Genomic DNA, 19,148 nt, shown 5'->3' on the forward strand with positions numbered 1-19,148 from the left:
TATTAGCCAGATTTTTCGTGTTGCTCGGAATGACAAGCGGTAGTTGCTGGCGAAATGAAAAAACTAAATTGCGTGCGGATAGCTCCAGGGTAATACGCTTTATGGACGCTGAAAGCTCACTTAACCTACTATATCACGCTTAGTTGTATGAGTAAAATAATCGTCTTTGGGGCATCGGGTCAGTTGGGGCAATGCCTGCAGCATGTGGCAAAAGAGAGAAGCATAACAGATATCGTTTTTCTGCCGGAAGAGCAAGCAGACATTCTGGACACTGGTAAGCTGCAAGCTGTATTCGCGCAATACCAACCCGCATATTGCATCAACTGTGCCGCCTACACAGCCGTGGATAAAGCCGAAGACGAAGTGGAAATAGCTCGCAAAGTCAACAAGGACGGCGCCGTGAATCTGGCGCAGTTGTGCGGTCAGCATGGTACCACACTCGTGCATATTTCAACTGATTTCGTGTTTGCGGGCACAGGTAACAAGCCACTCGTAGAAACCGATGAAGCGACCCCTATCAGTGTCTACGGCTTAACTAAGCTGGAAGGTGAGCAAGTTATACCAGCGCATACCAGCCAGTATTTCATTTTGCGCACCAGCTGGTTATACTCTGAGTTCGCCAACAACTTCGTGAAAACGATGCTGAAATACGGCCGGGAGCGGGAAGAAATGCGCGTTATCTGGGACCAGGCCGGTACTCCCACCTACGCCATCGACTTGGCCGGCTGTATCCTAACTATCATCGAGAGCCAGAGCCAAGCGTATGGTATCTACCACTACAGCAACGAGGGCATGACCTCCTGGTACGACTTCGCCAAAGCTATTTTCGAGCTAAGCAATACGCCTGTGCGCACCGTGCCCATCCGTACGGAAGAGTATCCTACCAAGGCTACGCGGCCTGCTTATTCGGTGATGGACAAAACGAAAGTTAAAACCACGCTTAACCTAGCTATTCCACACTGGCGCGACAGTCTAAAAGAATGCTTAAGCCGGCTGTAAACTAAACACTGAAAATCAACTTCAGTATCATTGAAAAGGGCTTGTTCTAGCTAGAACAAGCCCTTTTCAGTAAGCTAAAGCGCAGGAGCAATGACACTAGCGGTCCTGCCATAAAATCGATTAAGTAAATAAGCCATGCCTCCAAAGGCCAGTCCCACGCCGCACACACCAGGCCAGTGAAAATGAGTCCAAGCCCAAGCCCCCGACAACGACCCTAGCGAAGCGCCTAGGAAGGCAGCCGTCATGTACACCGTATTCAAGCGGCTTCGGGCTTCGGGGAGCAGGCTGAAGATGCGAGCTTGGTTGGAAATGTGCGTCATCTGCTGCCCCACATCCAGAATCACCACGCTTACCACCAGTCCTACTAAGTAATAGCCGCCAAAGGCCAGCAGCACGTAAGCCCCCACAAACAGCAGGATACCCAGGTTGATGCCGAAGTCGGGGCCTTTGCGGTCCGCTGACTTGCCAGCAAACGAAGCTGCAAATGCTCCGGTAGCCCCAATCAAGCCAAACAAGCCGGCCACGTCGCTGCCGTAACGGTAGGTGTCACTTTCCAAGAAGAACACGAGCGTGGTCCAGAAGGCGCTAAAGCCGGCGAACATACAAGTACCCACTAGTGCCGAGCGGCGCAACACAGGTAAATCGCGGGTGAGGGTGACCAAGGACTTGAGCAGGCCACCGTAACTGCCCTGGAAATTGGGCTGATTCCGCGGCAGCATTTGGGCCAAGATACCGGTGAGCAACACCATCACAGCGGCTCCCGCCCAAAACATGGTGCGCCAGCCAAAATGAGCCCCTACGTAGCCACTAATTGTGCGCGAAAGCAAAATGCCAATCAATAAGCCACTCATGACCTTGCCCACTACCCGGCCTCGTTCTTCATCGGAAGCCAACGAGGCGGCCATAGGCATCAGCAGCTGAGGCACTGCCGAAAAAATGCCGATGCACAAACTCGCCGCTGCCAGTATTACAAACGATGGGGCCGACGCGGCGCCCGCCATGCACAGCGCCGCCGCTAGTATCAGGACCAAAATCAAGCTTTTCCGCTCGCGTTTGTCGCCGAGTGGTACCACAAACAACAGCCCTAGCGTATAGCCGACCTGCGTGATAGTGGCCACCAAACTCACCTCACTTTCGGAAAGCCGGAAGGTGCGGCCAATTTCAGCAAGCAGCGGTTGGTTGTAATAAATATTGGCCACCACCAGTCCGCAAGTAATAGCCATGAGCCACACTAAGGCGGGGGCAAGCGGAGGGTGTGGAGTAGCTGAAACAGAACGTGCGTCCTTTGCCACGGGCTGACGATCAGCCACTGCTTGTTCTTTCATGAGGTAAGTTGCCACCCTGCCTTGTGGCAGGGAGATATACGGCCTCACCTAACAGCAAAGTCAGCTCGAAGGTTGCGTACGACCCAACAAAGCAGGCGCAAAAGCACCTTCTCTTTATAGCCCAGCCAGCCGGTCGAGGCCCACGATAGGCTCGGTGCCGTTGAGATTCCGCAAGGTGATGAGCACGCTAGGCGTTATATCAGTGATGTTCTGCAAGGCAGCATATAGCCTTTTGCGCCGTTCGTGCTCTTGCTGCATGTACTCATCGGCCCTGATAATTTCATCTATATCCCGCCGGTTCGGATCTAGCTCCAGGTACATCTGCACGAACATGTCAATACAGTCTGTAACGGCAGCCAGATGATTGCGGAAGTATTTTTCTTCCTGCTTCGCGACAAAAAGCAGGGCTTCCGTCAAGGCACTACTCGCATCGAGGGCGTAGGAGGCCAGGGGAGTGGTGAAGTCGTCGAGGTCGGGAGATAAGTGCTGCGTATTGGCTAGGCAGTGGTCTACTGCTACAGTTGAACCATCCAGCCCGAAACTATACAAGGCATCAATACCTTGCTGATACAGAGCGGGGTCGCCCCACTCTTCTACCTCACAAAAGGCCTCGTACAACACCTGCATCTTCTCGCAGGTAAGCGCAGCCATAACGGATTTATGGCGAACTGGTAACTGTGACGGGGTCGAAAGATCTAGCAAGGGTGCAAATACACCAATTAATACGTAAAATTAATTGCTGCGGAAAAAGCAGTCTACACCGCGTGCTGCTTTTTGTAGAGGCCGGGGGTCATGCCTTCGTACTGCTTAAAGAGCTTCTGGAAATACGCGGTATTGTTGAAACCGGCCCGAAAACAGACATCCGACACCGACGTAAGCGGATTGCGTAACAGCCGTTTCGCTTCCGTAAGACGCTCCTGAATAATGTACTCGATGGGCGTGAGGCCCAATTCCCGCTTGAACACCCGGAAGAAAGTGGCCTTGCTCATGCAAGCCAGCGCGCTTAGTTTTTCCACTGTAATCTGCTCGGTGAGATGCTGCTTGATGTACTGCACCACGTGCGCGAAGCGGTGAGAAGTAAGGTGCTGCGTGTAGTTGTTGAAAATAAGCTGACGGGCTTGCGTCTGCATGAGGCGCACCAGCATTTCCTGAATGGTAAACGTGGCCAATACGTCTTTGATGCGGCCGGTGTCGCGGGAGAGCTGTACGAGGCGCTCCAGCGTGGAGGTCAGTTCGGGCGTGTTCTGGAAATGGGCGAAGTCGTGGGTGTCGAGCTGCCAAGGCAAATGCTCTTCCACGCGGGGGTGGTGTTCGTTGAGCAAATCGACGGTTTGGCGGATGGTATCCGTCGGGATGGCCACCGCGAGGCACTGCGTCGGGTTCTCTGCGTCGGCTTCCGGGAAGTCGATGAGCATGGTTTCGTTTTGGTCCACAACAACCGACTCGCCGGGCAGGTACTCGAACGCCGGACGGCCAGCTAGGTGCATTACCTTTTTACCCCGGAGCATAGTAGTCAAGACCAGATTGCCCATGCTGAGCGGTATTTGATGGGCCGTGCGGTGCGTTTCAAACACGTTTAGCTCAAAAGCATCGAGAGCATACACCGTCCGGTTTTCAACTAGCGTGGTGAGCTGGTCGGCCTGGCGGAGTGCAATAGGAGCGGGCAGGTGAGACATGGACGAACAGGCAAAAGAGTGGGAAGCTGAAAAAGCAGTGGCAACTCAAGTTATAATCTAACAACAAAACTTAGTAACCGTTGCAAACCGGGCGGCTTTTGCGGCTTACATTCCTGGTAAGTTACTTCTAATCAGTGCAAGTGCAAGAAGGTGAGTGAGTGCTTACCTTATGAGATGATAGGTTTCTTTTCTGAGAGTATACTACAACTATTTCAGCAGAGGTAAACCTAGCTTGGGGTATCTAAATCTCACCTCATTCTAGCGCTGATGGAAACCTTAGAAAAACCCACCACCCTCGTTGCCCGGCCCCAATTCAAATCGCACTACGACAACTTTATTGGCAGCAAATGGGTAGCTCCAGTGAAAGGCCAATACTTTGAAAACCCGTCGCCTATCGATGGCAAGGCATTTTGCAAGGTAGCCCGTAGCACCAAAGAAGACATTGAACTGGCCCTCGACGCGGCGCATGAGGCCTTCAAAACCTGGGGCAAAACCTCGGCCACTGAGCGCAGCAATCTGCTTAACAAGGTAGCCAATATCATCGAGGAAAACCTGCCGCACCTAGCTGCTGTGGAATGCGTGGAAAACGGCAAGCCCATCCGCGAAACCACCCTTGCCGACCTACCGTTAGTAGTCGACCACTTTCGCTATTTCGCTAGCGTAATCCGGGCCGAGGAAGGCAACGTGACGGAGCTAAACGCTACTACCGTGTCGATGAACATCAACGAGCCGCTGGGCGTGGTAGGCCAGATTATTCCCTGGAACTTCCCGCTGCTAATGGCGACTTGGAAGCTGGCGCCTGCGCTGGCTGCTGGCTGTTGCGTGGTGATGAAACCCGCCGAGCAAACGCCAGCTTCCATTATGGTGCTCATGGAATTGCTGCAAGACATTCTGCCCGCGGGCGTAGTAAACGTAGTGAACGGCTTCGGTCTGGAAGCTGGTAAGCCGCTGGCTTCGTCGCCGCGCATTCAGAAGGTGTCGTTTACCGGCGAAACCACCACGGGCCGCCTGATCATGCAGTACGCCTCCGAAAACATCATTCCCGTAACGATGGAGTTGGGCGGTAAGTCGCCGAACATCTTCTTCAAGAGCGTGCTGGATGCCGACGACGACTTCCTCGATAAAGCCATTGAAGGAGCCGTGATGTTTGCCCTTAACCAGGGCGAAATCTGCACCTGCCCGTCGCGGATGCTGATTCAGGAAGACATCTACGACGAGTTTATTGCCCGGGTAATTGAGCGCGTGAAGGCCATCAAACTCGGCAACCCACTCGACATGGAAACCATGATGGGCGCTCAAGCCAGCAACGACCAGTTCGAGAAAATCCTGAGCTACCTGGAAATTGGTAAGGCCGAAGGTGCTGAAGTGCTGACCGGCGGCGACGCCTACCATCAGGAGGACGGTGCACTGGCCGAAGGCTACTACATTCAGCCCACGATGTTCCGCGGCCACAATAAGATGCGCATCTTCCAGGAAGAAATCTTCGGTCCGGTGGTGTCGGTGACCACCTTCAAAACAGTTGAAGAAGCTCTGGAAATAGCCAACGACACGCTCTATGGCCTCGGCGCCGGCGTCTGGACCCGCGACGCGCATGAGCTATACGAAGTGCCCCGCGCCATTCAGGCCGGCCGCGTGTGGGTGAACTGCTACCACGATTATCCGGCTGGGGCCCCATTCGGTGGTTACAAATCATCGGGCTTCGGGCGTGAGAACCACAAAATGATGCTCAGCCACTACCGCCAGAACAAAAACATGCTGATTTCTTACAGCCAGCAGAAACTCGGTTTCTTCTAGGAAAGTAGGGAGAAGAAAAACCGTCATGCTGAGCTTGTCGAGGTATTTCGCTAGGGTGGTAGTTACTACGCCAGTGGAGTACTTCAACAAGCTCAGTATGACGGTTTTTGCGTTTTGTTGCCTGCTATTTGTTCCTTTATTGAGACTGGCGCAACGCTATCAGACAAACACTCGTCATTACCGGCAGATGTGTTTAGCTAACTGCTGATTATGCTTGATTCATGTAGAGTAATGCTTGTTGTTGGGGCGGTGTTGTTCGCTGCTACTTCGGTCCACGCCCAAAAGCTTCCGGTGCCTGGCCAAAAGAACCCGGATTGGTCGTTGCAAAAAACTGAGGAGTTTCAACTATCCCACTCAGAGCAACAGCCAGAGCCCATTCCTATGCCTTCTCCCCGCCTAAGAGGCGGCATGAGGGATAGTGCTGGTAATTGGGAAATTCTCTATGATTCTGAAAATAATGTTCGGTATAATCTTCGAGAGCATAAGAAAGGTTGGGTGCGCGTGCAGAATCTGCGGACCGGCACTGTGTACACTTACGTCCGCAAAGGGGTTGTAGCTCCTTATTTTCAACATTAAATCTCTGTAGCCTCTTGTAGGGCTGCTATGTGCCGCTCCTGTTAACCCTGATTTCACCCACTCCTATGCTCCCCGAACCTACTCCACGCGTACTTGTAACACCAGCCGCCGAAGCCACCATTGACTTATTGCGTGATGAGCACGGCCCCCTTATGTTTCACCAGAGTGGTGGCTGTTGCGATGGCTCTTCGCCTATGTGTTTTGCTGCCGGCGAGTTCCGGGTGGGCACCAACGATATCTGGCTCGGTCAGATTCACGGCTGCGACTTCTTCATGAGTGCCAGTCAGTTCGAGTACTGGAAACACACCCAACTAACCGTCGACGTCACGAAAGGCCGCGGCGCCAGCTTTTCCCTGGAAATTCCGCTCGGCATCCGGTTCCTGATTCGGTCTCGGCTATTTACGGAACAAGAAGCTAGCAATATGGCCCCCATCTACGACGGCGAGGAGTACCTAACCCGTCCTACGGGAGCCAATAACTACTTGTAGCTTGCTTGCAAACGACGCTGTCAGATTTTCTGACTTGTTTTTAGAAAATTGTCTTGTTGAACGTAAAAAGCCCGCGCCAATCATTTGGCGCGGGCTATTTAACGTATAGAGGAATATGAGCAAAGAGCTATTGATGCAAGTAGAGAAGAGCGTAAACCTAACGGGCTTAGGTGTACTACTGATTGCGCAGCACGCTACCCCGCTTCTTAAAGGTTTTGATTTGCACATGCGGTACCTGGTGCAATTAGTGTTCCCGGACGGCGCCGAAATTCAAGCCATTGCTAGTATCGAAGCCATATCCCGCCCCGTTGGTGAGCCGGAAGGAGCGGCTACGGAAGCGCCGGCTTTGTTGTTAGCTGAAGAGGGAACGGACGCAGTACCAAGCGGTACGCTGGTGTACTTGCTGCAACAGACTGAATAAGCTGTTACTTCACTCGTACGGGCAAGCCTTCGAGCTGCACGTAGCTGAGTTTCCAGGCATTCTTGGCATTTTTCTTCCAAAGCAGGATGAAGTTACCTTCGCCCTCACCGCGAGGTGAGGTGGGGCCTTCGGGCACTACTTCTGTGGAGAAAGTACCCGCTTCATAAGCTATTTGGGTGTCTGCACCGGAGCTGGTGGCGTAGGTTTTCAGGTCGGTGATGGTACCGAGGGTAGCACGTACCCACTTATCCGATACCTCCGATTTGCCCTTGAAATGCGTTTCACCTTGCGAATACTGAATGTCGTCGGCCAGGAGGGTATCCAGTTGGGCCGTATTTCTGCTATTCCAAGCGCCAATAAATTGTTGGTTGAGCGTCTGAACATTGACAGCTTCTGCCGGCTTTTTATCAGTGGAGCAAGACGCCAGGGAAGCCGCGGCGAGTAGCCAGCCGAAATAGAGTTTCATGTGGTTGAGGGTTTGGTAGAGAACGAGGATGAAAAACCCAAGCCTAAAGGCTCGGGTTTTCGAGTGCAAGCAATAAGAAACTACCAGCTCTTTCTACGAACTTCCGAGCTAGGATAAGCTGACGTACGGTCACCGTACGACGCGTTAGGCAAGTAAGACAAGCCCGAAGCAGTGGGAGCAAACGCAGCTTGATTGGTGCTAGAGTTCAGCGTGTACATCACGCCAGCACTAGTACCGGCAGCAAGGGCGGCAGCGCCAGCAGGAGCAGTTGAAGGCTTGGCGGCCAAAGCAGCCCCTTTCTCAAGCCCGGAGTTGTAAGCGGCAACGCGTTGGGCTTCGGCCCGGCGAGCGGCGGCTACGCGGTTGGCTTCGGCGCGGTTAGCAGCGGCCACGCGGGCGGCTTCGGCTTTGCGCTTGTTGTCGGCATTCTTACCGATAGCGTATCCAAGGCCGGCACCAGCGGCACCACCTACTACCCCACCTACCACGCGGTTGCGCTTGTTGATGAGGGCACCAGCGGCGGCACCGCCCAAACCACCGATGACGGCACCTTTAGCGTGCGAACTGATACGGTTTTGGGCTTGGGTATTGAAACTGAAAACAGAAGCAAAAATCAGAACTATGGCGAGAAGCAAACTGACCTTTTTCATGGCAAATAGGTTTTAAGTAGTAGGAAACTTTCACTCTCTTGTGAGGGAAGTTTACAAGCACCGTGCCATTACGACTGAGGAGCTTACATAGTTGAGGTAAACTATACGATTGCTGGATATAATAACTATAGTAAGAATAGGCTGCTAAATCCATAAACAACAGAGCCCCTGAGAGTTCGTCTCAGGGGCTCTGTTGTCGAGAAAAAAAAGCTGGTTTTCTACTTTGTGAGCCAGCCGTTGGCGTCAAACCAATTCTGCATACGTTCCACCCACTTGTCGTTGGTGGTTTTGTTGTTCATACCGAAACCGTGGCCGCCTTTAGGGTAGAGGTGCATCTCGACCGGTACTCCGTGGCGAAGGCACGCTTCATAAAACCGCAAGCTATTCTGCACTTTAACCGTTTTATCGTCGGCGGCGTGCACGAGGAAAGTGGGGGGCGTTTGGATAGTTACTTGCTGGTCGTTGGAATACAGTTTGATTTGATCGGGCGTTGGGGTTTTGCCTATCAAGTTGGTGCGCGAACCACCATGCATCAGGCTATCGGTGAAGCTTATAACGGGGTAGATCAGCATCAAAAAATCGGGACGGACGGAGGTATTGGTCGGGTCTTGACCAACGGGCTTGGCAAAGTGCGTGCCCGCAGTAGACGCTAGGTGCCCTCCCGCCGAAAAGCCCATGATGCCAATGCGCGCCGGATTTACGCCAAACTCCGTAGCCCGTTGCCGCACCAACCGAATAGATTGCTGCGCATCGAGTAGCGGCGCAATGCTTTTGTCGGGCTGGCTTTGGTCGTTGGGCAAACGGTACTTGAGCACGAAGGCCGTAACGCCCATCTCGATCAGGCGTTTGGCTACGTCGAATCCTTCGTGGTCAATTGCTAGTCGGGCGTAGCCACCCCCGGACAAATAATAACGGCGGTGCCATTGGCTTTGTCCTTGGCTGGCTTGTAGACGGTTAGCGTAGGCTGAATAACGTTGGAAACCCGGATGCCACCGTTTGCTTCCGTCACCGTGGTTTCCTTGACGTCGCTCGGCTTGGAATTAGGAATAGTAACGGAGTAAACCGACATAACCTGCTGCGCTAGTAATAGGTGCGAACAAGCGCCAAAGGCAAGGGTTAGCAGAAGCTTTTTCATAGAGTGAAACCAGAGTGCAGAGAGGAAGGGCTAGCCGTAAAGAGCGGCGGTGAAAATGTGAAATACCGTGCTTGCCTACGTAAGGTGGCAATTTTAGTGATCAGCTAACACAATACCCTCCTGTACTTGATGGTGCACCAAGCTGCCGGCTGCTTTTTTCAGCGTGGCAGACCGGCTCCATTCCTGCATCTGGGCTTGCACCTCATCCGGTACTGCTTGCCGGGTGCGGCCTTGCACATCAGAGTACGCTTCGATGAGCTTGCGAGTGTTGCGAAGCGGCGTGGTGGGCAAGTACGGTAGCAGCGTATCCAGTATCTGACGCAGGGCATCATCGGTGGCCGGACTAACCGCACGTGCCTGCGCTAAAGTGTCGGTTAGGCGCTGTATGGGCACAAATTCGGCGGCGAGCAGCTTGCCTAGTGCCGCCCCCAGAACTGTAGGCACCACGCGGCCCGTCGGCACCGCCGACAGCAACACTTCCAGCGCAAGCGCCCTGCAAAGGGGGCTTGGTGCGTGAGGCCTATGGCTAGCAGCGCGGAAGTAGTTTCGTTGAAGCACAGGCCGGCACCGAGCAGCGAGTTCAACACCTGTTGCATAATGGCCCGCCCCTCCTGGCCGTCGGTGCGGCAGGCGGTACGCAGTACGTGCCAGTACAGCGGATCGGGGTTGTTGGGCAGCATCGTAAGCAAAAACGGCAAATCAGGCTCCAGCGCCCAGATATTGTAGTGTTCTTTGCGCTTAAGCTGTGCGTGCAAAGAATACAGGAGCAAAGGCGAAGGTGGCATCTCGCCTTCGTGAAGAGTGGGTACACATAACTCCTGCCACAGTTGCGTCACCTGAGGCCGCTCTGTGTTCCACGTTTGCCAATACGTGTGCGACTTCTGCTTGAATCCCCAACCTGGCTGCCAAGGCGCCGCCAGCCCCGGATAATCAGCCAGCGGGCGTAGCTCTTCCAGTGGCGCATAGGGGTGGCGGGTGCGCGCGGCTACTGCCCATAGCCAAGGCAGTGCCTCAAGCAAAGGAATGGGCGCGCTGCTCGGCCGAAAAGGGATAAGCCTGCTGAGCCGTTCCGTGAAAACTTTCACCAATGATTTGTTGGTAGCCAAGGGCGGAAGTGGGGCAGCTTCCGAGGCTGACGCCAGAAACCATTGCAGCAATTCGCGCAGCCCTGCGTGCTGGAGCTGCGGTAGCTGCTGCCGGGCCACGGCAGCATCGGCTTCTGCGCGAAAGGCAGTGCGAGCCAACGCCAAAGTTAGATCGGCGGAATCTGGCGTTTGATTTGCTGCTTGATAGCTGAGGAGCTTCTGCACCAGCACCGTAGGCGCTACCCAATAGGGGGCGTGGCTAGGCGTACTAATTTGGGGCAATGGTTTGGCAACGGTCCGTAGTTGATTTTCCACTGCTGATAGCCGCTGTTGCTCCACCCGTAGCAGCGGGTCGGGGCTACTGTATTGATGGTCGGTGATGGATACTTGCGGTATTGCCTGGCGCGCAAAGCCGGTCGCCCAGCTAATCAGTAGCGCCTGCGTTAGCTCGCGCTGTCCGTTGCCATTGGTGCTAAAGTCGTAGCGGAGCAAGGTCGCAGTCACTTCTTCCTCGGTTTTGTTTTTTAGAACCCAAGGCAGCGCCTGCTGCAAGTAAGGACGAAGTTGCAGCCTGTAGTTCTCAGGAAACTGATGCCGCAGCCGCAGTAGCCCGTCTAGCCACCGTTCCCAGGCCGTAGGGTTGTCGTATTGCAGCACTTGGGCAGTTAGAAACAGTAAATCGTGCCAATCACGCACCGGCGCTATTGCCGTGGCAGTAGAGATATCCGGCATGAACTCGGGTTGTGGCGCATAGGTAGTAGCGCTGCCATCGGCACTGGCCGCCGGGGCAGGTGCGGGCAGAAAAGGGGCGAGTAAATTGCGAGGTGCCGCAGCCAGCAAATCGGCATAGAGGCCGATGGAATCGGTTATTTCAGTGACTTTGGTGGCAGTTAGCAGAGGTTTCTTGGCCCCCAAAATCTTGGCTAGCAGCTTAGCGGCCCGTTCCTGTACGGCAGCGTCGGCGTTGGCCAGAGCCGAGGAAGTTAATTGAGCAAGGGTAGGGGCGAGGGCTGGCTCTCGTTTCAGCAGTTTTTCAAACGTGCCAAGAAGCGTGCGAAGCGCAATTTTTAGGTCCTGGCGCATCATGAGGCCTTCGGCGTAAAGCAAGAGCGGCGCTGACTCGAAACCAGCTTCCGTCCAAAGGTCCTTGAGCTGATCGAGCGCGAAGTTGACCACTTGTGGCAGCGGATGCGCTAGTAATTCCATTAGTTCACTTTGCCGCGTCAGTCGTTCTGTTTTCGTTGGTTTCAGGGCCACAAACAGGTTCTTGAACCAGGTCAGGAGTGGACGGCGGAAGTCGCGGCGCAGTGCTAACAAGCAACGCGTCAGTAAGTCGGTGCGGTCGAGGTGGGTAGAGGCAACTAACCCTAGCAAAATATCTGTCCATTGCACCACTTGCGGCGGGTGCGCTTCGCTCCAAGTATGCCAGTTCATTGGCGCGGCGAGTTTCCACTTTCTAATGGTCATTCTCGGTTGCACATGGGCATACACTCCGTCAATATTGGTATCGAAATCGAAGATCAATGGTAAGTCCCGAGTTAATAAGACGGTATCGGCTTGTAGCTTTTGGGTTATATCCTCCAACGCATTAACTGGAACCGGCTCCATATCGCTCAGTTCTGTGGCTAGCACATGCAGCAAACCTGGCAAAGCGGTAGCAAACAGCCGAGGGTTGTACTCAAGCAATTGCCGATTTTCCAGCTCGCGCAGGAACGCGTAGTCTGGTCGGCTCCATGGGTTGCGCTCCGACGCTTGCACAAAAAGGTCGCCCAACCAATCGGGCCGTGCGTGTTCGAGCACCGTCCAGAAGAAAGCCGTGTACTTCTTGCTTAGCTGGTCGAGTTGAAAACTTGGGCTGAGGGCTTCCCTGCGAGAATAAGTTTTCAAAGCGGTTAGCTGCAGCATCATTCGTTGTTCAGGGGTACCAACGGTGCCCCAACTGCCCGAGGTGAGCTGTTGAAATTGATCTAGCTCTCTTTTCAAGCTTTTAGCCTTTTTCCGGACAGCTACTATTTCGGTTTTAGGCAGCTCTAGTAGGAAATTAACTAGCTCAGCAGCGTTTTGGTGGCGGATAATGTGCTCGAATGTGTCGACGGCGGTAGTAGCCATGGAATGGATGATTGAATAACGAGGAATAGAAAACCAGTCGGCGAAGCGCCTACCTATTAGCGTGCAAAGCGCATTCGCGCCGCCAGAATATGCTTACAAGGGCCACGCTGGCCTTGCTGACCGCTAAACCAAGAGCAGGTGCAGCGCGCATCCTCGCTGCCGCCTACTACCACCGTGTGCCACACGCCCGTGCCGCGCACCCGCACTTCCGTACGGCCACCGGCGCCTACACCTATTAACTGGACATCATCGGCAGCTTCGAGCAGGGCCCGCGCATTTTTTAGGCGCGGATTCAGGCTCACAATGCGGCCCATTTTGAAGGGTAAACGGCGGTAGAAGTGCTGATTGTCGGCGAGGTCGAAGCCAAGCAGGCCCATCGCCGAGAGGCTGGCGCAGAGCCGGTCCACGGTGTGAGGGGCCAAGTCGTTTTCGAGAGCAAACACGCTCGGATTAAACACTTCATTGCCCCGGAACAGCCGGTTGGCACCCACCACCCACTCGGCAGGCAGCTCCTCCATCAAGGTATCGAGCTGGTTGCCTTCGCCGGAAAAACCGCGCCACACATCTGCCGACAACGCCAGCAGAAATCGTTGCCCGCCGCCAAGCTCCAGCACAAAAGCCGAAGACTGCTCGTCGGGAGTGGCAAACACTCGTACCGCCTCACAAAGCGGCAGCAACCCCTCGAGCAGCCGCAACCGATGCCCGCCGCCTATGCGCACGGCACCCGCACTCGGCACGGGCGAGAAGCTTGGGCGCGGACCGCGCAACACCAGAAAGTAATCGGTTTTGGCGGCGCCAGCGGGCAGGCTTTGCATCAGTTGCATGGCTTGCACGCGGGTGAGGCGCTGCTTTTCTTCCATGAGAGCCAAGTATGCCTGCACACTGGTTAATCCCTTAATCCAGCGTTCTGGCAACGCCACTTTGCGTTCCACCACCTTGCCAGCAGCCCGTTCTAACGTCACTTCTTTCTCGCCTACCGATAAAAGCACGGGCTCGGTGCGCGCAATGCGAGCCAGGGCATTTACCATCGGTTCGTTGAAATCAACGTTGGTGGTGCCACTGCTCAAAAACTCGCCATCCAGCGCCTCCGAGTTCAGGTCGAGGCGGGCATAGACCCCGTTGCACGACGAAAACGACTCGAAGCGTAGCTGCCCCGCGCCGGCTGTCACAATAGGGTCGCGGAGGGCGGCGCTTTGCGGCACGAACCGGGAGGCTACCACTTTGGCCAGGGTGCTCAAGCTCCGGGCGGCCAACCAGGAGTCGCGCAGACGACCCCAAAAAAAGCAGGAGGTGCCGGTGGTGGTTTGCTCTTCAGCGAAAGCCGAAAGAAGCAGGGCGTTGCCCTCGGGGCGAGCTTCTAGCGCGGAAGGCCGCGCATACGCGTAGGCGAAATCAGACATAACTATATAGCGTAGGTTTCAGGCTCTAAATAAGGTTAATATTATTAGTAATACTAATTTATTTAGTAGAAAATATTAACAGTAGTTATACATTTATGCTAATCAAGTTAGTTGAGAAATGCATGCTTTAGTCCGGCATAGTTACATGAATATGATATTGCTAAAAGCTGATTATTATGATAGAATGCACTGATTTAAGGTTTTGGCGATAATAGACAGAATGGGCATGCAGTAGCGCTAACCGAATGACGTTTTCGGTTTAGTTAAAAAGGTCACACAGTTGAGGCCACGAAGACTATGGCCTGTCTGGCTAAAGAAATTAGGAGAAGTAATGAGTTTGCCTAATACTGTGTAAGGTGCGCTACCTGAACGGAATCAACTCTTGAGATATAGATATGCTTTGGCTTTGCGCTAAAGGCAAGAGGGCGGTAGCTCAGTAAAGGGCAAAAAAAGAACGTCAGCCCCAAATAATTGGGACTGACGTTCTTTAAAAGCTTCAGAGGAATAGGCTACGCCGGAGTTGGATACTGGCCTTCACCAGCCGGCTTTTCGGGGCCATGGCCACCGTGTTCTTCGTCGGGCTTGTAGTTGGCTTCCAACTCTGCCAACTTCTCCTTGCCATAGGCGAAGCGCGTGATGATAACATACAGCACGGGCACAATGAAGATAGCTAGCAGGGTAGCGGAAAGCATACCACCGAGCACCGTCCAGCCAATAGTTTGGCGGCTTTGGGCACCAGCACCGGAAGCAAACACCAGCGGCAATACGCCCAAGATGAAGGCCAACGACGTCATGACGATGGGGCGCAAACGCAGCCGTACCGCTTCCAGGGTAGCATCAACCAGCGGCATACCCTTGTCCACCCGTTCCTTGGCGAATTCGATAATCAGAATGGCGTTTTTGGCCGACAAACCAATCAGCGTAATCAGACCGATCTGTGCGTACACGTTGTTGGTTAGCCTCGGGATGAGTGTAAGCGCTAGGATAGCGCCAAACGCGCCTACCGGCACAGCCAGCAGTACCGAAAACGGCACCGACCAACTCTCATACAGCGCGGCCAAAAACAAGAACACGAAGGCAATCGACAGAGCGAAGATGTATACCGTCTGTCCACCGGCTAACAGTTCCTCGCGGCTCAAGCCCGAAAATTCGAACCCGTAGCCTTGTGGTAACGCTTGCGCGGCCGTTTCCTGCAGTGCCTTGATGGCATCGCCGGAGCTGTAGCCGGGGGCGGGGTTACCGTTGATTTCGGCCGAGCGGAACAGGTTGTAGTGCGAGATAAGCGGCGCACTTTCCGTCCGCTTATAGGACGTGAGCGTGCTGAGCGGCACCATGCCCCGGCGCTGTTGCGCACGTAGTACTGACCGAGGTTGCTGATGTCGCCGCGGTACATAGAATCGGCTTGGGTCACGACGCGGAAGTTGCGGCCATACACCGTGAAGTCGTTGACGTAGGCGCTACCGAGGTAAGTGCGTAAGGCAGTGCCCACATCCGAAATCGAGACGCCAAGCTTCTTGGTTTTCTCCCGGTCGATGGTGAGCTGGTAGCCAGGCGTGTTGGCGGTGAAGAACGAAAACGAGCCTGCAATTTCGGGGCGCTTACGCAAGGCACCGAGGAAGTTTTGCAGCGTGGCGTCGAAGTTTCTGATGTCGCCGGCCGCTTCGCGCTCTTGCAGCACAAACGAGAAACCACCGGTGTTGCCGAGGCCCGGAATAGCAGGCGGCGAAATCACCACAATGTTGGCTTCCTTGAGGCGGCTCAGGCGTTTTTGCACAGTGGCAATCAGGCTCTGCAACTGCAACTCCTTGTCTTTGCGCTCTTCCCACGGCTCTAGCTGGCAAAACACCGTGCCGCTGTTTGATTTCGAGGAGAAGTTTACGGCGTTCAGGCCACCCAAACCAGCATAGTGGCGGATACCTTTTATCTGACTTAGCTCCTTCATAATCTCGTTCAGGGTGCTTACTGTCCGGCCCGTTGAGGAGGCTTCCGGCAAGTTGAACGTGACGATGATCCGGCCCTCGTCTTCGGTCGGGATAAAGCCGCCTGGCTTCTTGATAAACATGAAGGCTGTGGCCGCTACAATAAGCACCAGGATAACTACCACGGATCGTGAGTGCTTGATGCCGCGGTGTACGCCGTTGCCATACTTGCCCGTTACCTTATCAAACCAGGTGTTGAACTTGAAGAACAGCTTATCAATGCCACCTGATTTCTCGTCGCGCTTGTGGGGCTTCAGCAGCAACACGCACAAGGCTGGCGTGAGTGATAAGGCCACAAAAGCCGAAATCAGTACCGAAATAGCAATGGTAATGGCGAATTGCTGATACAGACGGCCAGTGATACCAGGAATGAAACCTACCGGCACGAATACGGCCGCCAAGATCAAGGCAATGGCAATTACGGGCGCCGAGATTTCACGCATGGCTTCCATCGTGGCGTCCATGGCACTCAAGCCCCGTTCGTTCATATTGTGCTCCACGGCTTCCACTACCACAATGGCGTCGTCGACCACAATACCGATGGCCAGCACGAAGCCGAACATGGTCAGCGTATTGATAGTGAAGCCTAGCGGGATAAAGAAGATGAACGTACCCACGATGGAAACTGGAATAGCCAACACCGGAATCAGTGTGGAACGCCAGCTTTGTAGGAAGATGAACACTACCACTACCACGAGCAGCAGGGCTTCCACCAGCGTGTGCAGCACTTCCTCAATGGAAACCTGCACCACCGAAGCAGCTTCGAAAGGCACCACATAATCGAGGTCGGCGGGGAACTGCTTCTTCAGGTCCGCCATCGTCGCATTCACGTTCTCGAACGTTTCGAGGGCGTTGGCACCGGGTGCTTGGTAAACGAGCAGGTACGCCGCACGCTTGCCGTCCACGAACGAGTTGTTGCCGTAGTTGAACTTGCCGAGTTCCAGACGGGCCACATCCTTTAAGTACACCACCGAGTTGTCAGCGGGCTGCGTTTTCACCACGATGTTGCCGAATTCCTCGGTGGTGGTCAAACGGCCTTTCACGAACACAATGTATTCGAAGGTCTGGCCGGTTTGCTGCGGCGGAGCCCCAATGGAACCGGCCGCAATCTGCGCGTTCTGCTCTTGAATGGCGGCCGTAACTTCCTGCGCCGTTACGCCGAGCTGCGAGAGTTTGTCGGGGTTCAGCCACACGCGCATCGAGAAGTCGTCGGCGCGCGACACAATATCTCCCACGCCCTTGGTGCGCAGCAAAGCGTCCTTCACGAATACGTTGGCGTAGTTGTCGAGGAAGGTGGTGTTGTGCGTGCCTTTGGGCGCATACATGGCCACCAGCATCAGAATACTAGGGTTACGCTTGCGCACAATCAAACCCAAGCGCTGCACTTCCTGTGGCAGCGTGGGCTGAGCAATGCCCACGCGGTTTTGCACGTCGAGGGCGGCAATATTGATGTCAGTGCCGACCTCGAAGTTGACGGTCATGCTCATCTGCCCGTTGCTGGTGCTGTTGCTTTGCAAGTAGGTCATGCCGGGCGTACCGTTGACCTGCACTTCCACGGGCGTGGCAACAGTCTGCTCCACGGTTTGGGCATCGGCACCAGTGTAAGTGCCTGTCACCGAAACGGTAGGAGGGGTGATTTCTGGATATTGCCCAATGGGCAAATTCAGAATGGCCAGCGCCCCTACCAGCACGATTACCAGCGAACTGACAATGGCCGTGACGGGGCGCCTAATAAAGGTTTCTGCAATCATGAGGAGTATCTCTGTTGGCGTATTGCCAAAGTGTACTTACTGCGTATTTGAAAAATTTACGTGGTCATGCTTGCCTCGGCGGGTGCCGGAGCGAGCATAACATTCATTTATCGGGCGCCACCAGCGGCGGGTGCCCCGGTTCCAGCCTGGCCTTGGGCACCTGCCTGCGGAGGCGTGCCTGCCTGAATCTGGCCGCCGTCGCGCAGACGCTGCAAGCCTTCGGTTACCACTTTGTCACCTTCTTTAATGCCTTCCATCACCACGATTTGGTCGCGTAAGCGCGGGCCTAGCTGCACTTTGCGCTGGTAGGCCTTGCTGCTGTCGCCAGCTACAAACACGAAGTTCTCGCCCATTTGCTCGACAATGGCTTTGTAGGGTATTACAATGCGGCGGCCCGACTGGCGGTTGAGCACGCGCAGCACAGTACTCATACCGTCTTTGAGTTGGCGCTTAGGGTTATTGAATTGTATCCGAATCTGTACTGTACCGGTTCCTTGGGTAACACCCCGGTCAATGGCCAAGATCTTGCCGGGCTGCTGATATGCCGTACCATCGGGCAGTATCAGGCGAAACGTGGAATCGTTGCGGCCCGAAGCTTGGCGCTGCAACTCGGCAAAACGGCTCAAATCCGCTTCCGTAATAACAAAGTCAACGCCCATGGGGTCCTCTGCGCTCATCGTGTTGAGCAGCGTAGTACCGGGACTGACCTGGGAACCTAGGCGTACCTGCGAAATGCCAATGCGGCCTGTGAAAGGCGCTTTCACCAGCGAGTAGTCGAGGTCGGTGCGAGCCAGGGCTACGCCGGCTTGCGCTTCGGCCACTTGGCTTTGAGCGGTAGCGTATGCCGTTTGCGCGTTATCCACGATTTGTCGAGCAATAGCGTCTTGCTTAGCCAGCCGCTCGTAGCGTTCCAGGTTTACCTGCGCGTTTTGCACAGTCGCCTGGGTGCTACGCAAGGCAGCCTGCGCCTGCTGGTAAGATGCCTGATAGCGGCGGCGGTCAATTTCGTAAAGAGTTTTGCCCTTAGGCACTACCTCGCCTTCCTTAAAGGAAATGTTGGTGATGAAGCCAGCCACTTGGCTGCGTAGCTCTACGTTGTTGATGGCCACGACGGTGGCCGGGTACTCGTCATAATAGACGGCGTCGGTGGTGCGGGCATCGACGAGTGTAACGGGCGTGGCTGGTGGCGGGCCCGCAGGTTTTTCGGCTTCTTTGTTACCGCAGCTCGTCCACGCCAACAGGCCCGTGGCATAGGACAGGGCAATCAGGGTCTTCTTCATATAAAACTAGGAGC

The 19,148-nt window shown here is 54.6% G+C and carries 15 protein-coding genes and 1 pseudogene; 4 read left to right on the forward strand and 12 right to left on the reverse strand.

Annotated elements, in window-relative coordinates:
* Window positions 1–147: 147 nt before the first annotated feature.
* Window positions 148–999 carry a dTDP-4-dehydrorhamnose reductase gene (rfbD, locus tag MUN86_RS03890; RefSeq protein WP_245121976.1) on the forward strand — a complete coding sequence of 284 codons (852 nt, stop codon included), beginning with the start codon at window positions 148–150 and terminating at the stop codon, window positions 997–999.
* A 74-nt stretch (window positions 1,000–1,073) separates the two neighbouring features.
* On the opposite strand, the gene MUN86_RS03895 is transcribed toward rfbD, so the two are convergent.
* From MUN86_RS03895 to MUN86_RS03905, 3 genes are all read right to left on the reverse strand, one after another.
* A complete protein-coding gene (locus MUN86_RS03895; protein WP_245121980.1) occupies window positions 1,074–2,324 on the reverse strand; it encodes an MFS transporter in 1,251 nt (416 codons plus the stop codon).
* 114 nt (window positions 2,325–2,438) lie between these two features.
* Window positions 2,439–3,026 (reverse strand): DUF416 family protein, encoded by a 588-nt coding sequence (locus MUN86_RS03900; RefSeq protein WP_280640591.1) that lies wholly within the window; start codon window positions 3,024–3,026, stop codon window positions 2,439–2,441.
* Between the two features lie 53 nt (window positions 3,027–3,079).
* Window positions 3,080–4,000, reverse strand: coding sequence for an AraC family transcriptional regulator (locus MUN86_RS03905; protein WP_245121985.1), 921 nt, complete (start codon window positions 3,998–4,000; stop codon window positions 3,080–3,082).
* Window positions 4,001–4,267: 267 nt separating this feature from the next.
* Here MUN86_RS03905 and MUN86_RS03910 point away from each other — a divergent pair, with 267 nt between their 5' ends.
* From MUN86_RS03910 to MUN86_RS03920, 3 genes are all read left to right on the forward strand, one after another.
* A complete protein-coding gene (locus tag MUN86_RS03910) occupies window positions 4,268–5,794 on the forward strand; it encodes an aldehyde dehydrogenase family protein (RefSeq protein ID WP_245121988.1) in 1,527 nt (508 codons plus the stop codon).
* A 641-nt stretch (window positions 5,795–6,435) separates the two neighbouring features.
* Entirely contained in the window at window positions 6,436–6,858 is a 423-nt protein-coding gene (locus tag MUN86_RS03915; RefSeq protein WP_245125599.1) for a DUF779 domain-containing protein, read from the forward strand.
* A 115-nt stretch (window positions 6,859–6,973) separates the two neighbouring features.
* Window positions 6,974–7,279, forward strand: a complete 306-nt coding sequence (locus MUN86_RS03920; RefSeq protein WP_245121990.1) for a hypothetical protein — start codon at window positions 6,974–6,976, stop codon at window positions 7,277–7,279.
* A gap of 4 nt (window positions 7,280–7,283) precedes the next feature.
* Here MUN86_RS03920 and MUN86_RS03925 read toward each other — a convergent pair whose 3' ends face one another.
* The 9 genes and pseudogenes from MUN86_RS03925 to MUN86_RS03960 all read right to left on the reverse strand — a co-directional run bounded on the left by MUN86_RS03925 (window position 7,284) and on the right by MUN86_RS03960 (window position 19,134).
* Window positions 7,284–7,745 (reverse strand): Cif family virulence factor, encoded by a 462-nt coding sequence (locus MUN86_RS03925; RefSeq protein WP_245121993.1) that lies wholly within the window; start codon window positions 7,743–7,745, stop codon window positions 7,284–7,286.
* 80 nt (window positions 7,746–7,825) lie between these two features.
* Window positions 7,826–8,395, reverse strand: a complete 570-nt coding sequence (locus MUN86_RS03930; protein WP_245121996.1) for a YMGG-like glycine zipper-containing protein — start codon at window positions 8,393–8,395, stop codon at window positions 7,826–7,828.
* Between the two features lie 218 nt (window positions 8,396–8,613).
* Window positions 8,614–9,300: an alpha/beta hydrolase gene (locus tag MUN86_RS03935; protein WP_245121999.1), complete on the reverse strand. Its 687-nt coding sequence runs from the start codon at window positions 9,298–9,300 to the stop codon at window positions 8,614–8,616.
* Window positions 9,273–9,530 carry a hypothetical protein gene (locus MUN86_RS03940; protein WP_245122001.1) on the reverse strand — a complete coding sequence of 86 codons (258 nt, stop codon included), beginning with the start codon at window positions 9,528–9,530 and terminating at the stop codon, window positions 9,273–9,275. The genes MUN86_RS03935 and MUN86_RS03940 overlap by 28 nt, the downstream gene beginning before the upstream one ends.
* A gap of 93 nt (window positions 9,531–9,623) precedes the next feature.
* Entirely contained in the window at window positions 9,624–9,974 is a 351-nt protein-coding gene (locus tag MUN86_RS31075; protein ID WP_280640592.1) for a DUF7825 domain-containing protein, read from the reverse strand.
* Window positions 9,947–12,724: a DUF6493 family protein gene (locus tag MUN86_RS03945; RefSeq protein ID WP_280640593.1), complete on the reverse strand. Its 2,778-nt coding sequence runs from the start codon at window positions 12,722–12,724 to the stop codon at window positions 9,947–9,949. Before MUN86_RS03945 ends, MUN86_RS31075 begins: the two co-directional genes overlap by 28 nt.
* 56 nt (window positions 12,725–12,780) lie before the next feature.
* Entirely contained in the window at window positions 12,781–14,124 is a 1,344-nt protein-coding gene (locus MUN86_RS03950) for an SWIM zinc finger family protein (protein ID WP_245122003.1), read from the reverse strand.
* A 509-nt stretch (window positions 14,125–14,633) separates the two neighbouring features.
* A pseudogene (locus tag MUN86_RS03955) lies at window positions 14,634–17,854 on the reverse strand (efflux RND transporter permease subunit).
* Between the two features lie 107 nt (window positions 17,855–17,961).
* Window positions 17,962–19,134: an efflux RND transporter periplasmic adaptor subunit gene (locus MUN86_RS03960; protein WP_245122005.1), complete on the reverse strand. Its 1,173-nt coding sequence runs from the start codon at window positions 19,132–19,134 to the stop codon at window positions 17,962–17,964.
* Window positions 19,135–19,148 lie beyond the last annotated feature (14 nt).

Source organism: Hymenobacter volaticus (genome assembly GCF_022921055.1).
GTDB classification, from domain to species: Bacteria; Bacteroidota; Bacteroidia; order Cytophagales; family Hymenobacteraceae; genus Hymenobacter; species Hymenobacter volaticus.

Bases quoted from the DNA above. Each gene is read 5' to 3' on its own strand.
- MUN86_RS03930 (WP_245121996.1), bottom strand. From the start codon at position 8,395: ATGAAAAAGGTCAGTTTGCTTCTCGCCATAGTTCTGATTTTTGCTTCT.
- MUN86_RS03910 (WP_245121988.1), top strand. From the start codon at position 4,268: ATGGAAACCTTAGAAAAACCCACCACCCTCGTTGCCCGGCCCCAATTC.
- rfbD (WP_245121976.1), top strand. From the start codon at position 148: ATGAGTAAAATAATCGTCTTTGGGGCATCGGGTCAGTTGGGGCAATGC.
- MUN86_RS03895 (WP_245121980.1), bottom strand. From the start codon at position 2,324: ATGAAAGAACAAGCAGTGGCTGATCGTCAGCCCGTGGCAAAGGACGCA.
- MUN86_RS03925 (WP_245121993.1), bottom strand. From the start codon at position 7,745: ATGAAACTCTATTTCGGCTGGCTACTCGCCGCGGCTTCCCTGGCGTCT.
- MUN86_RS03950 (WP_245122003.1), bottom strand. From the start codon at position 14,124: ATGTCTGATTTCGCCTACGCGTATGCGCGGCCTTCCGCGCTAGAAGCT.
- MUN86_RS03960 (WP_245122005.1), bottom strand. From the start codon at position 19,134: ATGAAGAAGACCCTGATTGCCCTGTCCTATGCCACGGGCCTGTTGGCG.
- MUN86_RS03945 (WP_280640593.1), bottom strand. From the start codon at position 12,724: ATGGCTACTACCGCCGTCGACACATTCGAGCACATTATCCGCCACCAA.
- MUN86_RS03915 (WP_245125599.1), top strand. From the start codon at position 6,436: ATGCTCCCCGAACCTACTCCACGCGTACTTGTAACACCAGCCGCCGAA.
- MUN86_RS03940 (WP_245122001.1), bottom strand. From the start codon at position 9,530: ATGAAAAAGCTTCTGCTAACCCTTGCCTTTGGCGCTTGTTCGCACCTA.
- MUN86_RS03920 (WP_245121990.1), top strand. From the start codon at position 6,974: ATGAGCAAAGAGCTATTGATGCAAGTAGAGAAGAGCGTAAACCTAACG.
- MUN86_RS03905 (WP_245121985.1), bottom strand. From the start codon at position 4,000: ATGTCTCACCTGCCCGCTCCTATTGCACTCCGCCAGGCCGACCAGCTC.